We start from the raw sequence: 14,470 nt of genomic DNA on the forward strand, positions 1-14,470 counted from the left end.
CAGCTACATGAACAAAAGAAAAATTCGCACCACGGCATCGGCGTACGCCGTTGCAAGCGCCCCGGCCGATCCCCTTCAATCGCTCGATCGCATCGACCGCGCGATCCTGCGTCAATTGCAAACGGACGCGTCGATCTCGAACGTCGCGCTGGCGGCCAGGGTGAAACTCAGTGCGCCGGCTTGCTTGCGACGAGTCGAGCGGCTCAAGGAATCGGGGTTGATTCGCGGCGTCGTTGCGTTGATCGATCCCAAGGCAGCGGGCGCCGGCATGCTGGTGATCATCGGCGTGGTGCTCGATCGCTCGACGCCGGAATCGTTCGCGGAGTTTGAAAAAGCCGCGCAGAAAGTGGCCGGTTGCATGGAGTGTCACGTCGTGACCGGCGAATTCGATTACTTCATGACGATCCGTACGCGCGACAGCGACAGCTTCAATCGACTGCATGCGGAGCAGCTGCTTTATTTGCCGGGCGTGCGGCAGATTCGCTCGTTCATGGTGCTCAAGGAGATTCTGTCGACCACTCGCTTTCCGGTCTGACGCTCGCCGTGCCGAAACGTGAAGCGATAAACGCGCGCATGCTGTCATTAACAGGCCGCGCGTGCGACCAACATTGGGGACCATTCGCGTCATACGCATTCCGCGCCGGCACGAGTGAGCCCGCATTGCCTTCGAAGCTGGAACCAGGACAGGACATCATGAACATGGACACACATATCGACAGCAAGCACGCCCGCTCGCGCGCGGCTAGGCTTTCGCTCTCCGTCGGCTTCGGCGCGCTCGCGCTGCTGCTGGCGCAACGCATGGCGTTTTCATCGGAGGGCGCGGTGGCGATCGCCCCTCCCGCGCTCGATGAACCGGTCTCCGCAGCCACGGCTCACGAAGAATCAGCCGTATTCGCAGGCGGCTGCTTCTGGGGCGTACAGGGCGTGTTCCAGCATGTGCGCGGCGTAAAGCAGGCCGTGTCGGGCTATTCCGGCGGCCAGCGCGACACCGCGCACTACGAAACGGTTAGCGGCGGCGCGACCGGCCACGCGGAATCCGTGCAGGTCACGTTCGACCCCGCGCAAGTCACCTACGGTCAGTTGTTGCAGGTGTATTTCTCGGTAATCCACGACCCGACGCAACTCGATCGTCAGGGGCCCGATAGCGGCACGCAGTATCGCTCGGCGGTCTTTCCACTGAACGATATACAGCGGCGCGTCGCACAGGGCTATATCGCGCAAGTCGACAAGGCGCACGTTTTCGCGGCGCCGATCGTGACCAGGGCGGAACCATTCAAGGGCTTTTATCCGGCAGAGTTCTATCACCAGAACTACCTGACGCAGCATCCCAACTCGGCGTATATCGCGCTCAACGACATGCCGAAGGTCGCCAGTCTGAAGCGCCTGTTCCCTAATCTGTATCGCGACAAGCCGGTGCTCGTTCAGGTAGCGCAGTAAAGCTGTGGACGTTGTACCGTTCGTCTGGTTACGACGAGCCGTGACAAGCGCCGCCCTGTGCGGCGCTTTTTCTATCGGTGGGCTTTATCGGCCATCGTGCTTCGGAATCCCGGCATGCGAGCGCACCCTTGAGGCGCGTTTCACACGATGGAGGCGAGCCTCCATGCGGTAGGCCCGCATCTTGCACTAGCAGGTCCGTCGGCAAGAGCTTCGCGTGCGTCTCTTCTGATGAATACCTCAGCAGGAAGGCCGGTTCACTGTTGTGGCAGACGGTTCGAACAGCGCATTTTGCCGTGCAACGCGTGTCGGTTGCTGAAAAATTTACATGTCGCGCTTAGCAGGCCGGCGGTCGTTCGGATCTCTTGTGCCACGCGAGCGCGGCCGGACGAGAAACATAACCCTCTTCGCGATACGCGAGATCGGAGGCATTGGTGTTGAACAGCCGTAGAAAGCGGATCGGCAAGACCCGCAATAAACAAACAGGCGTCGCGGCAATTTCTTTGGCGGCCGTCACGATCGGCGGCCTGGCCGCGCTACCGGGGTCGGCGTTGGCGCAAACGCCTTCGCCGTTGGGTGAATGGCAGTACTCGGCCGGCATTCCGCTGCAAAGGATGTGGCAGCCGACAATTCCCGACTGGCAACTGCGCGTCGGCGCGGCGACGTCGTTTCAGCCGCGCTATGAAGGCTCGGACCGCTATCACCTCATGGCAGGGCCGAGCATCGACGTGCGCTATAAAGACCTCTTCTTCCTTTCTAGCGGCGAAGGTCTCGGGGTGAACTTCGCGCAAGGCCAGAACTGGCGCGCAAGCCTCGCAGTGGTATACGACCTGGGCCGCCGCGGCCACGACGATCCGCAGGAATTGAGCGGGCTCGGCAATATCAATCCGGCGCCGGGTCTCAAGCTTTCGGGCGAGTACGTCGTGTCGAAAGACTTTCCGCTGGTACTGCGCGCCGACGTGCGCCGCTATTTCGGCGGCTCGAATGGATGGATCGCCGATTTCGGCGCGTATATGCCGATGCCCGGCAGCTCGAAGAAGTTCTTCTGGTTTGCCGGCCCCAACGTGACGCTCGCGGACTCCACCTATATGAATAGCTGGTTCGGCGTGAATCAGAGCCAGTCCGCGAATTCGGGATATCCGCAGTATCACGCGAGTGCGGGTGTCAAGTCGGTGGGCTTCGGCATCAGCGCCGTATGGCTATTCGACAAGCATTGGTTCGCTACCGCCGACGGCGCGTTCCAGCAACTCGTCGGCAGCGCGGGGAATAGTCCGATCACGCACCGCAAGGCCAATGGCGTCGCGGACATATCGATCAACTACCGGTTCTGAGTGAAGCGCAACCGCAGCGGTTACGCAACCGTGGCGGTTACGGATTCACCCGCGTGCCCTGTAGCCGGTGCGTGTTTTTCGGTGCAGCGGCGGCCGACGCGGCCGCTGCGGAGACCCCCGCCGGACCGGCGGGAATGTCGCTGGGACGCGAAGTGCTGACTGCTTGCGGATAAAGCGCGAGCAACGTGCGCAACACACCGTTGGTCCAGCCGAATCCATCCTGCAACGGATACTCGCCGCCGCCCGCGGACACGCCGGGCGATGCGGCATCCACGTCATATTTCTCCACGAGCTTGCCGGTGTGCTGATAGTACGAGACGTTGGTCCCGATCCAGCGCGTGGCGATGGTTTGCGCGAGCGCCGGTTCGCTATAACGGCGCAGGCCGATCACCGCGAGGTATTGCAAAGGCGCCCAGCCGTTCGGCGCGTCCCACTGCTGGCCGCTCGCGACCTTCGTGGTGGCGAGGCCGCCGGGGCGCAGCAGTTCGCGCTGCACGGTCGCGGCGACGGCCTTTGCTTGCTGCCGGCTCGCGACCCCGGTGTACAGCGGATAAACGGTGGCGGCGGTGAGCCTGTGCGTGAGCGTGCGATGCACGAAGTCGTAGTCGCCGAACGCTTGCAGTTGCGGGTCCCACAGCACGCGTCGAATCGTGTCGGCGCGAGCGGCGGCACGTTGCGCCATGTTCTCTGCATGCGTGACGTCGCCGCGCACACGGTACGCCTTCGCGAGCGCGCGTTCGAGATCGACCAGCAGACAATTCAGATCGACGGGCACGAGCGACGTGATGTCGACGGTGGCAAGCGTCTTGCCGTCGGCAAACCATCGCGAGCTGAAATCCCAGCCCGTCTCGCCGCCCGCGCGCAGATTGCGCCACAGATCCTCGGGACTGCGTTGCGGCGTTTGCTGCGAGGTCGCGACGTCTTCGCGATACGACTCGTCGCGTGGTGCCGCGCGTTCGTCCCAGTAACGATTGAGCAGCGAACCGTCGGCGAGGCGCACCACATGGCGGCTCGCATGGCCGGCCTGCAGCCCGTCGCTGCCGTTCATCCAGTACGCGTATTCGCGTTGCAGTTCGGGCAGATATTGCGCGTAGACCGCGTCGCCGTCTTTATCTGCCACGAGCCGCACCATCTCAGCGAAGAACGGCGGTTGCGAGCGGCTCAGATAGTAAGTGCGATTGCCGTTCGGAATATGGCCGTAGCGGTTAATCAACGTTGCGAAGTTCTTCAGTTCGTCGACGACCCACGCATGGCGCCCACTCGCTTCGAGACCCAGCATGATGAAGTACGAGTCCCAGTAGTAGATTTCGTCGAAGCGGTCGCCCGGCACGATGTACGCATCGGGCAGCGGCAGCAGCGAGGACCACGCGCTCGCCGTCGCGTCCGGCTCGCGGCGCAGCACATTCCACAGCGTATCGATATGGCTCGCTACATCCTCGTTCGGATCGGACACATAGCTCTTCGCTGTACGCGCGGGCAGCGTGAAATTGCGCTTCACGAAGTCGCCGAGGTTAAAGCCCGGCTGCTGCTTCGCGGTTTCGTACGTCGCGGCAATCTGCGCCGGCGGCGCGAGCGGCACCATGTCGGCGAACGTCTTGCTGTCCGGATAGAGGTGGGCGAGTTGCACGTCCCGATAGAGGCCGGGGTACTGCTCGGACGGCGGCACCGGCACAACCGGCGAAGCCTGGACAGGTGGCTCGACATGCACCGCGACACGCGTGATGCCGCTCGCTCGCGGCGTTGCGTCGGTAGCCGGGGCAGCAGTTGCGAGCGACGCATGGAGCACGAACGCGGCAACGAGCGCGGTGCGCAACCGGAGGCCGGAGAAAGCGGCGAGGGTGTGATCGGTCATCGGCTCCACAAAGGAGGTGAAGGCATGGACAGGTGAGCGAAACTGCATTGTTCGCATCATTGACCGCGCGTGCGCCGGCAAGTTGCGTATATCTTTGCGGCCTTGTGCAGCAAGGCAGAGCGCGTTTGCACAAGCAAAAGACGAGGCCCCTCCTGTATGATTACGCGCTTGTGTAGCGACTCGAAAAACCGCGCGGAAGGCCCGAAAAATATTCCGGATTGCAACGATCCGCTTTGTTGAATATAGAAAAAATGACCGCATCCCAGGCTGTCGACGAACGTCACTTTCGCGGCATCGTCCGCCGCAACATCGCCTTGCCTTTATTTGTTGGCCTGACCACGATAGCGGTGTTCGTCGGGCTGATCGCCTATCTGGTTTCCACCACGAATTGGGCCGAGCATTCGGAGCGCGTGGTTGGCAAGGCCAACGAAATGCTGCGCCTCGCGGTCGATCGCGAATCGTCGATGCGCGGCTTTCTCATCACTGGAGACGAAAGTTTTCTCGGGCCATACGAGAACGGCGGACCGAAGTTCAAGGCGCAAATGGATGAACTGCAGCAGCTCGTTGCGGACAATCCGCCGCAAGTCGAGAAACTCAAGCAGATTCAGGCGATTCAGGACCGCTGGGAACGCTTCGCCGAAAGCATGGTCGACGCACGCCGCAGAATGCAGGAAGTCACCCGCGTCGTGGCGAGCGGCCGCGGCAAGATGGAATTCGACGAGACTCGAAAAATATTCGGCGACTTTCTCGAGGTCGAATCGCGCTTGCGTCAGGAGCGCGGGGAGGCGTCGCGCCGCGTCACCGGAATTCTGGTCGGCGTGTTTCTGATCTTCAGCATCGGCGTGAACAGCCTTCTTGCATGGATGGGCCGCCGCGAATTGCTCAACCTGGCTGGAACTTACGACAGCGCTATGCGCCAGCAGGCGGAACAGACAGAAGTACTGGAAAAACAGGTGTGGCTGCGCTCGGGGCAGCGCATGCTTGCCGAGGGAGTGATCGGCCAGGCCACGCCGCAACTCGTTGGCCGCGCAATGCTCGACTGCCTCGCACAGTACATGGATGCAGCCGTCGGTGCGCTCTATGTGCGCGACAGGCGGCACGCCACATTGCGCCGCATCGCGACTTACGGCTTCAGCCGCGAAAGCGAGCAGGCCACCGCGCGCGATCTCGGCGAGGCCGACACGCTGGTCGGCGAGGCAGCGATCTCGCGCCGCATGGTCGTGATGCGCGACGTGCCGGACAATTACGTGCAGGTGGTGTCGGGCACCGGCAAAAGTGCTCCGAAGAATCTGATCATCATGCCGATCAAAAGCGAAGGCGAAGTCAACGGTGTGCTGGAACTGGGGTTTGTCCGCGGACTCGCGCCGCGTGACGAAGAGTTCGTCGAACTGGTCAGCAACAGCATGGGCGATTTCATCGAAGCGGCGCTCTATCGGGAGCGCTTGCAGGATGCACTGATCGAAACGCAGCAGTTAAATGAAGAGCTTCAGGTTCAGCAGGAAGAGTTGCGTGTTTCGAACGAAGGGCTCGAAGAGCGCGGTCGCGCGCTGCTCGAATCGCAAACGCGCCTGGAAGCGCAGCAGGCCGAACTCGAACAGACCAACGTCCAACTGGAAGAATATGCGCAGCGGCTCGAGCGGCAGAAAGCGGATCTGCTGCGCGCACAGGACGACCTTGCGGCGAACGCAGAGCGCCTCGAGCAATCGAGCCGCTACAAGTCGGAGTTCCTCGCGAACATGTCGCACGAACTGCGCACGCCGCTAAACAGTTCGCTGATTCTCGCAAAGCTGCTGCAGCAGAACCGCACCGGCAATTTGACCGAGGAGCAGGTGCGCTACGCGGAAACGATCCACGCATCCAATAGCGACCTGCTGGTGTTGATCAACGACATTCTCGATCTGTCCAAGGTCGAGGCGGGGCAGGTCACTGTCGAACTTGAAACAGTGTCGCTCGACGCAACGCTGCAATCGCTCGAGGAAATGTTCAAGCCGTTGGCGGGCGCAAAGCGCTTGAGCCTCGCGTTCGACCGCTCGCCGGGCGTGCCGGATACGTTCATCGGCGACGGCCAACGCGTTACTCAGATAGTGCGCAATCTGCTGTCGAACGCAGTGAAGTTCACCGAGCGCGGAGAAGTGGCGCTTTCGGTCGCGCCGGCCGACGGCGACATGTTGCGTATCGATGTGCGCGATTCCGGCATCGGCATCGCGGCAGACAAGCTGGAAATGATTTTCGAAGCGTTCCAGCAGGCTGACGGATCGACCAGCCGTCAGTACGGCGGGAGCGGCCTCGGTCTGTCTATTTCGCGCGAATTCGCGAGGTTGATGGGCGGCCGGATTACCGTGGCAAGCGAAGTCGGCAAGGGCAGTGTGTTCACGCTGTGGCTGCCGCTCGATGCGCGCGCCGCTCTCGCGGCCAATGACGGGAGTACACCCGCGCCAGGGACGAACGCAGCCGCCACCGCACAGGCTCACACGGCAGGCAACGCAGCGGCCGCGAGCGGCATGCGAGGCGAGCTGCTCGTGACCAGCACGTCGTGGAGCAGCACTGCTTCGACAGTCTTCACGCCGGCTAACGGCGTTACCACAGGAACGCGGGAAAACGGGGCGGGCGTTTCGAATGCAAGCAGTGCGGCCAGCGTGCCGGAAACGGCCGTAGCGTCGATTGCCGACGATCGCGACAATCGCACGCGCGCCGGCCGTCTCATCGTCGCAGTCGAAGACGATGTCGCGTTCGCAGAAATCCTGCGCGATCTCGTGCATGAACTCGACTTCGACTTCGTGCATGCAAGCAATGCGGCGAGCGGGCTCGCTCTCGTGCGCGACATGCGCCCGGCGGCGGTGCTGCTCGACGTGGGCTTGCCGGATCGCTCCGGTCTCACGGTGCTCGAGTGGCTGAAGAACGATCCGCTCACGCGTCATATTCCGATCCATATCGTCTCGGCCACCGACCACGCGGACAAGGCGCTGCACCTGGGCGCAATCGGCTACACGCTCAAGCCGACCGCGCGCTCCACGATGGAAGCCGCGATCCGCCGCCTCGAAGCGCGCTTGCAACAGCGGCTCAAGCGCGTGCTGGTGATCGAAGACGACGCGCCGATGCGCGAAAGCATTCGCGCGCTGCTGCAAAGCGAAAACACGGAGATCGTTGCAGTCGCAACGCTGGCCGAAGCACTAGACCACCTGGACAGGTTCTCGTTCGATTGCGTGGTGACCGACCTCGCACTGCCCGACGGCACCGGCTACGATCTGCTGGAGCGCCTCGCGGGCAACGCCGAACATGCGACGCTGCCGGTGATCGTCTACACGGGGCGCATGCTGTCCGACGAAGAGGAGCACCGCCTGCGCCGCTATTCGAAATCGATCATCATCAAAGGTGCGAAGTCACCGGAGCGTCTGCTCGATGAAGTGACGCTGTTCCTGCATAGCGTGGAGTCGTCGCTCGCGCCTGAGCAGCAGCGCATGCTGCGCACTGTGCGGCAACGCGATAATGCATTCGAGGGCCGCACGATCCTGCTTGCCGAAGACGACGTGCGCAACATCTTCGCGCTCTCGCATGTAATCGAGCCGCTCGGCGCAAAACTGCAGATCGCGCGCAATGGCCGCGAAGCGCTGGAGGCGCTGGAAAACGGCCCGGAAGTGCATCTCATACTGATGGACATCATGATGCCCGAGATGGACGGTTTGACCGCAATGGGCCAAATCCGGCGCAATCCGCGCTTTGCGCATCTGCCGATCATCGCATTGACGGCGAAGGCTATGGCGAACGATCGTCTGCGTTGCCTCGAAGCAGGCGCCGACGATTACGTGTCCAAGCCGATCGACGTCGACAAGCTGGTTGCGCTCTGCCGTGTCTGGCTGCGGCAAGGCTAGCGGTAGAAGGGTGGAGATCGAGGTACAGATACGGAAAACGCAATGAGTCAGTCTGAAGCCGACGTACAGCAACGCATGAGCGATTTCGACATCGAGTTGAAATTGCTGCTGGAGGCTATTTACCTCAAGTACCAGCACGATTTTCGCCACTATGCGATGTCGTCGCTGCGCCGGCGTTTGTCTCAGGCGCTGGAGGAATTTGGCTTGAGCACGCTATCGCAATTGCAGGACCGCATCATGCGCGACGGCGAGCAGTTTTCGCGGCTGTTCCAATACCTGACCGTCCAGGTCAGCGATATGTTTCGCGATCCTGCCTATTTTCTGGCGTTGCGCGAGCACGTGTTGCCGCGTCTTCGCACGTATCCGTCGATCAAGGTGTGGGTGGCCGGTTGCAGCACCGGCGAGGAACTGTGGTCGCTAAAAATTTTGTTCGACGAAGAGGGCTTGACCGAGCGCACGCTGTTTTATGCGACCGACATCAACCCCGATGCGCTCGCGCGCGCCGAAGCCGGCATCTATGCGCTGGACCGCATTCAGGGCTTCACGCAGAATTACCTCGCGGCCGGCGGCACGCGCTCGCTGTCGGACTATTACCATGCGGCGTATAGCGGCGCGCGCTTTGCAGGTTCGCTCAAAGGCCGCGTGGTGTTCGCCGACCACAGTCTGTCGACCGACGAAGTTTTTCTCGAAGCGCATCTCGTTTCGTGCCGCAACGTGCTGATCTATTTCGATCGCGGCTTGCAGGACCGGGCGCTCGGGCTATTCGAAAACGCGCTCGTACGACGCGGTTTCCTTGGCCTCGGCGGCAAGGAAACGCTGCGGTTTTCCCGTCACTACGAAGCCTTCGACGAATTCCGTCCGGGCGAACGTATTTACCAGAAGCGCTGATACGATCTTGATCCCACGCTCAACGATCCAGCCAGGCGTCGATGCGCAGCGCAGCGCGCCCGATGCGCGCGCCTGCGAGCTCGTCGTGATCGGCGGCTCGGCAGGCAGCATGGAAGTCCTCAACCTGCTGCTCGCCGCGCTGCCGGCGAGCTTTGCACCCGCCGTGATGGTCGTCATGCATCTGCCGCCCGATCCGCCGAGCTACCTCGTGCATGCGTTGGCGCACCGCTGCCGGCTGCCCGTGATCGAACCGGACGCGGGCGAGCAGATCATGCCGGGTCGCGTGCATGTCGCACCGCCGGGCTATCACATGCTGGTGGAGGTGGACCGGACGGTGGCGCTTTCAACCGATGCAGCCGTGCGCTTCTCGCGGCCTTCCATCGACGTGTTGTTCGAATCCGCGGCGGCGGTATATCGCGAGCGGTTGCTGGCGATGCTGCTGTCCGGCGCCAACGACGACGGCGTGCGCGGTTTGCAGCGTGTGCGGGCGTTGGGCGGGCTCACGTGGGTGCAGGCGCCCGACACCGCGACTTCGCCGGAAATGCCGCGCACCGCGGTTGAACGCGGCGCGGCCGATTACATCTACTCTCCCGAAACAATGGGCCGGCAGCTTGCAGCATGGCCGGCCTCTCACTGATCCGATGCCATGTCGAACCCACCTGTGAACATTCTGATCGTCGACGACATCGCTCATAACATCACCGCGCTCAAGGCTCTGCTGACGCGGCCCGATGTCGCCGTGCTCGTGGCCGACTCGGGCACCGCCGCGCTCGATCTGCTGCTCAAGCACGAAGTGGCGCTCGCGATTCTCGATGTCAACATGCCCGGCATGAACGGTTTCGAACTGGCGGCGCTGATGCGCGGCAGTCCTCGAACCTCGCATGTGCCGATCATCTTTCTGACCGCGACCGCGCAGGACGCGTCGCGCACGTTTCGCGGCTACGAAGCCGGCGCGGTGGATTTCCTCTACAAGCCGTTCGACCCGCGCATTCTGCAATCGAAGGTGGACGTGTTCGTTCAACTCGAACAGCAAAAGCGTCAGCTCGCCGCGCAACTCGTGACCACACGCCAGATGCTCGAAGCGAACGAGATGCTGATGGCCGTGCTGAGCCACGATTTGCGCACGCCGCTCGGCGCCGTGCTCGCGTCCGCGGAATATCTGATGCGCACCGCCGCTGATCAGCAATCGGCAACAGTGGCCGCGCGCGTGAAAAACAGTTCGCTGCGCATGGCGCGCATGGTGGACCAGTTGCTCAACCTCGCGCGTCTGCAAGGCGGGCGCCTGCCGTTGCAGCCTCGTTCAATCGAGCTCGCATCGCTGTGCAGGTCGGTGATCGACGAGTTCACGTCGCGCGAGAACGGCAAGCGCATCGTCTTCACGAGCCGCGGCAATACGGCGGGCGCGTGGGACACGGACCTCATCTGGCAAGCGGTGTCCAATCTCGTGAGCAACGCGCTGCACCACGGCGCGGCGGGCGGCGACGTGAGCGTGGAGGTGGACGGCGAAGCGGCCGACCTCGTACGCCTGAAGGTAGCCAACGGCGGTGCCATTCCACCTGAGGTTTTCCCGCATCTGTTCAAGGCGTTCGGACCGAATAGCAGTGGCTCGCGCTCGCGCGAGGGCCTCGGGCTCGGCTTGCATATCGTGCAGGAAATCGCGCGGATGCACGGCGGCGGCGTCAGCGTCGAGTCCGATGAAACGGATGGCACTGCCTTTACCATCGAACTGCCGCGAATGGTGACGCTGCAACGCGGCTCGTTTTCCGGGAAGTTTTCGGGGAAATAAGCGCGACCGACTGCATGCGGCGCAGTGGCCGTCATGGCGTTGTGAGCGCTGTCGCGACATTGCGGACATCGCGCTGTGCTACGCTTGGCGGATCCGAATTCACGCTGCACGATTCCCGAGCCATCATGCGTTCCTGGCGCATTTCCCCGCCCCATCGAAGCGAACAGGTCAGCGCCGCGCGTGCGGCCGACCTCGTCATGTCGATTTCGCACCGCGACGCGGACGCATTCGCCGCCAGCATGCTGAGAACAGTCGGCGATATGCTGCCGGTCTCGCAGTGCACCGTGTTCGCGTATGAATTCGGTGCGCGGCCGCGCACCGTTTCGGCTGCCGATCATCGGGGCGGCCGTTTCCTGCGCGACGTGGCGGACCGCTACGCGACGCACTTTTATGCACTCGACGGCAATCGGGCGATCATCGAAAGCCCGCATAACGTGCGATCCCGCGACACGCTGGTACTGCATCAGCAGCAAAGCAAAGAGATCGCGAACGAAGCGTATCGCGCGGCCTGCTACTCGCGGCCCAATGTGTCAGACCGTTTGTCGCTGCTCGTGCAACCCCTGGAAAACGTGTGGCTGTCGATCAATCTATACCGCGACCGTGCGCACGGCACGTTCACAGTGGGCGAGTTGGAACGTGTCGAAAGTCTCGCGCATCTGTTTGCGCATGCGGCGAAAGGCCATTACTCGCTTCATGGACAACATCAGGAAGGCCCGGCAGCGACGATGCTTGCACGCATCAGACGAATTTGTCCTGCACTTACGCCGCGCGAGCTCGACGCGCTGCGCGGGACGCTCGAAGGTGCGAGCGCAGTGGAAATTGCCGGACAGATGGGCGTGAAGCCCGCGAGTGTCGTTACTTATCAGAAGCGCGCGTATGCGCGGCTCGGCATATCGAGCCAGCGGCAACTGTTCGCGCTGTGCGTGGCGCCGCAACGCGGCTAACACTGCGTTTTAGTCGCGCAACAGACACGGTTTCAACCGAGCATTCAGTCACGTCTTGCGCGCGCATCGGCTTGCGTCTCACGGTCCCAGCGTTTGAGCCACGGCAACAGGAACTCGGCGAAACCGGCTGCGGGCGGCGACAGCGCGCGTTCCGTCGAGCGATAGACGCAAACTTCGCGGATGGTCTCCGGCTCGACGATTCGCTTCATCACCAGCCCGAACGTGCGCGCGAGCGGCGCGACGTAGGCCGGCGCAAGGGTCACGGCCAGTCCGCGCGAAGCGATGCCGAACGCGGTGGTGACATTGTCCACCACGTCGACGGGAACGATGCGCGCTTCGAGCGGCAGGTTCGCTAGCATCTGGTCGACCGCGCGTTCGTGATCGCGGCCTGTAGCAACGATGGGTATATCGCGCAACTGCTGCCATTGCACACGCCGCCGCGTGCTGAGCGGATGCGACGCCGCGCACCACATGACCCACGGACTCGCGAACGCCGGATCGCGGCGCACGCGTGCGCCACTTTGCCTGTCGGGTCCAACCGCGAGATCGACGTCCGCGCTCTCGACACGCTCGACCAGTTGCTCGACCACAGTGTCGCAAATGCGCACGACCACCTTCGGCTTGTCGCGTGCGTATTCGGTGATGGCCGCGGGCAACGCGGTGGACGCCAGCACCAGCGGCGCGCCGATTCGAACGATGCCGGCAGCGCGGTTGCGGATATCGTCGGCGGATTGGGCGGCGGCGCGCACGTGGCGCAACACCGACTCGGCCGACGCGAGAAAGTCCTGCCCCGCGCTCGACAGATTCACGCGCCGCGTGGTCCGGTCGAACAGGCGAAAGCCGAGTTCCGCTTCGAGTTCGGCGAGCAATTGACTGACCGCCGACGATGTAAGCCCGAGCCGCTCCGCCGCCGCGCCGATGCTGTGAAGATCGACAATGGCGAGAAACGCCTCGAACTGACGGATGGTGACGCGAGTAAGTGCCATGCCCCGATTCTAAAGAAAAACTTACGAATCGTGAAAAATCGATTGATTGTGAATCGGGGCGCGTTCATCGACACTTGCCCCAATCGACGCGAGCACACAAAGGCGCTTAGACTTTCAGTCTCGCCCGGCGGTCGGCACAACGTCGGCATCAAGTCAGGGCTCAATCAAGGAAACGCCATGTTCGAACACATCCCCGCTTATCCAGGCGATCCGATTCTTAGCCTGAATGAAGATTTCCAGCTCGATCCGCGCCCGAATAAAGTCAACCTGAGCATCGGCATCTATTTCGACGACGCAGGCAAGCTGCCCGTCATGGACGCTGTGCGCCGCGCGGAAAGTGCGTTGCTCGATGCGATCGGCCCGCGTTCCTATCTGCCGATGGCGGGTTTGCCGCTCTATCGCGAGACCGCGCAGTCGCTCGTGTTCGGCGCGAACAGCGAAGCGCGCGCCGCGGGCCGCATCGCGACGTTGCAGACTATTGGCGGCTCGGGCGCGTTGAAGGTCGGCGCCGATTTCCTGCGACGCTATTTTCCCGCTTCGCAAATCTGGATCAGCGACCCGAGTTGGGAGAATCACCGCGTCGTGTTCGAGGGCGCGGGTCTAACCGTCAACACTTATCCGTATTACGACGAAGCAACCGGCGGCCTGCGTTTCGCCGATATGATCGACGCGATCGGCCGCCTGCCGGAACGCAGCGTCGTGCTGCTGCATGCGTGTTGCCACAACCCGACCGGCGTCGATCTGAGCGCTGCGCAATGGGCTGAACTCGTGCCGGTATTGCAGCGCCGCCAGCTGATCGCGTTTGTCGATATGGCTTATCAGGGCTTTGGCGCAGGCCTCGAAGAAGACGCGGCTTGCGTTCGGATGCTGGCCGAGGCCGACGTACCGCTGATCGCAGCCAATTCGTTTTCGAAGAATTTTTCGCTGTACGGCGAACGTTGTGGCGCACTGAGCGTGGTCTGCAAGAACGCGGACGAGGCGAGCCGCGTGCTTGGTCAGTTGATGTCCACGGTGCGCGCGAACTACAGCAATCCACCGACGCACGGTGCGCGCCTCGTCGCGAACGTGTTGTCCGACACGTCGTTGCGCGCGTCGTGGGAAGCGGAACTGGCTACCATGCGCGAACGCATTCTTGCGATGCGCGGCACGATCCACGCGGGGCTTGCCGGTCGTGTCGATGAAGTGATGCGTGCGCGCTACGTCGCGCAACGCGGCATGTTTACGTATACGGGCTTGACCGAGAGCCAGGTCGAACGTCTGCGCAACGAACACGCGGTGTATGTGCTGCGCTCGGGGCGCATGTGCGTTGCGGGTTTGAATGCGCGCAACGCGGACTACGTGGCGTCGTCGATTGCGGCTGCGGTGTCGGGCGCATAACGG

The 14,470-nt window shown here is 62.6% G+C and carries 11 protein-coding genes; 9 read left to right on the forward strand and 2 right to left on the reverse strand.

The window, feature by feature from the left end:
• Positions 1-7: 7 nt before the first annotated feature.
• From F759_RS0102845 to F759_RS0102855, 3 genes are all read left to right on the forward strand, one after another.
• Positions 8-535, forward strand: coding sequence for an Lrp/AsnC family transcriptional regulator (locus F759_RS0102845; RefSeq protein WP_027798507.1), 528 nt, complete (start codon positions 8-10; stop codon positions 533-535).
• A gap of 158 nt (positions 536-693) precedes the next feature.
• Positions 694-1,437, forward strand: coding sequence for a peptide-methionine (S)-S-oxide reductase MsrA (gene msrA / locus F759_RS0102850; protein ID WP_051377063.1), 744 nt, complete (start codon positions 694-696; stop codon positions 1,435-1,437).
• A 431-nt stretch (positions 1,438-1,868) separates the two neighbouring features.
• Positions 1,869-2,765, forward strand: coding sequence for a MipA/OmpV family protein (locus F759_RS0102855; RefSeq protein ID WP_027798509.1), 897 nt, complete (start codon positions 1,869-1,871; stop codon positions 2,763-2,765).
• Between the two features lie 37 nt (positions 2,766-2,802).
• Here the strand turns inward: F759_RS0102855 and treF are convergent, their stop codons facing one another.
• Positions 2,803-4,617 (reverse strand): alpha,alpha-trehalase TreF, encoded by a 1,815-nt coding sequence (treF, locus tag F759_RS0102860; protein WP_027798510.1) that lies wholly within the window; start codon positions 4,615-4,617, stop codon positions 2,803-2,805.
• A gap of 251 nt (positions 4,618-4,868) precedes the next feature.
• Between treF and F759_RS0102865 the strand changes: the two genes are divergently transcribed.
• The 5 genes from F759_RS0102865 to F759_RS0102885 all read left to right on the forward strand — a co-directional run bounded on the left by F759_RS0102865 (position 4,869) and on the right by F759_RS0102885 (position 12,104).
• Positions 4,869-8,486 (forward strand): response regulator, encoded by a 3,618-nt coding sequence (locus tag F759_RS0102865; protein WP_027798511.1) that lies wholly within the window; start codon positions 4,869-4,871, stop codon positions 8,484-8,486.
• A 42-nt stretch (positions 8,487-8,528) separates the two neighbouring features.
• Positions 8,529-9,374 carry a CheR family methyltransferase gene (locus F759_RS0102870; RefSeq protein WP_027798512.1) on the forward strand — a complete coding sequence of 282 codons (846 nt, stop codon included), beginning with the start codon at positions 8,529-8,531 and terminating at the stop codon, positions 9,372-9,374.
• 10 nt (positions 9,375-9,384) lie between these two features.
• Positions 9,385-10,011 carry a chemotaxis protein CheB gene (locus F759_RS0102875; RefSeq protein WP_027798513.1) on the forward strand — a complete coding sequence of 209 codons (627 nt, stop codon included), beginning with the start codon at positions 9,385-9,387 and terminating at the stop codon, positions 10,009-10,011.
• A 9-nt stretch (positions 10,012-10,020) separates the two neighbouring features.
• Positions 10,021-11,160, forward strand: a complete 1,140-nt coding sequence (locus F759_RS0102880) for a hybrid sensor histidine kinase/response regulator (RefSeq protein WP_027798514.1) — start codon at positions 10,021-10,023, stop codon at positions 11,158-11,160.
• Positions 11,161-11,285: 125 nt separating this feature from the next.
• Positions 11,286-12,104, forward strand: a complete 819-nt coding sequence (locus tag F759_RS0102885) for a helix-turn-helix transcriptional regulator (protein ID WP_027798515.1) — start codon at positions 11,286-11,288, stop codon at positions 12,102-12,104.
• A gap of 44 nt (positions 12,105-12,148) precedes the next feature.
• On the opposite strand, the gene F759_RS0102890 is transcribed toward F759_RS0102885, so the two are convergent.
• On the reverse strand, positions 12,149-13,090 hold the full coding sequence (locus F759_RS0102890) for a LysR family transcriptional regulator (RefSeq protein ID WP_027798516.1): 942 nt from the start codon (positions 13,088-13,090) through the stop codon (positions 12,149-12,151).
• Positions 13,091-13,267: 177 nt separating this feature from the next.
• Here F759_RS0102890 and F759_RS0102895 point away from each other — a divergent pair, with 177 nt between their 5' ends.
• Positions 13,268-14,467: an amino acid aminotransferase gene (locus F759_RS0102895; RefSeq protein ID WP_027798517.1), complete on the forward strand. Its 1,200-nt coding sequence runs from the start codon at positions 13,268-13,270 to the stop codon at positions 14,465-14,467.
• Positions 14,468-14,470: the final 3 nt, after the last annotated feature.

The sequence above is a fragment of the Paraburkholderia dilworthii genome (assembly GCF_000472525.1).
Taxonomy (GTDB): domain Bacteria; phylum Pseudomonadota; class Gammaproteobacteria; order Burkholderiales; family Burkholderiaceae; genus Paraburkholderia; species Paraburkholderia dilworthii.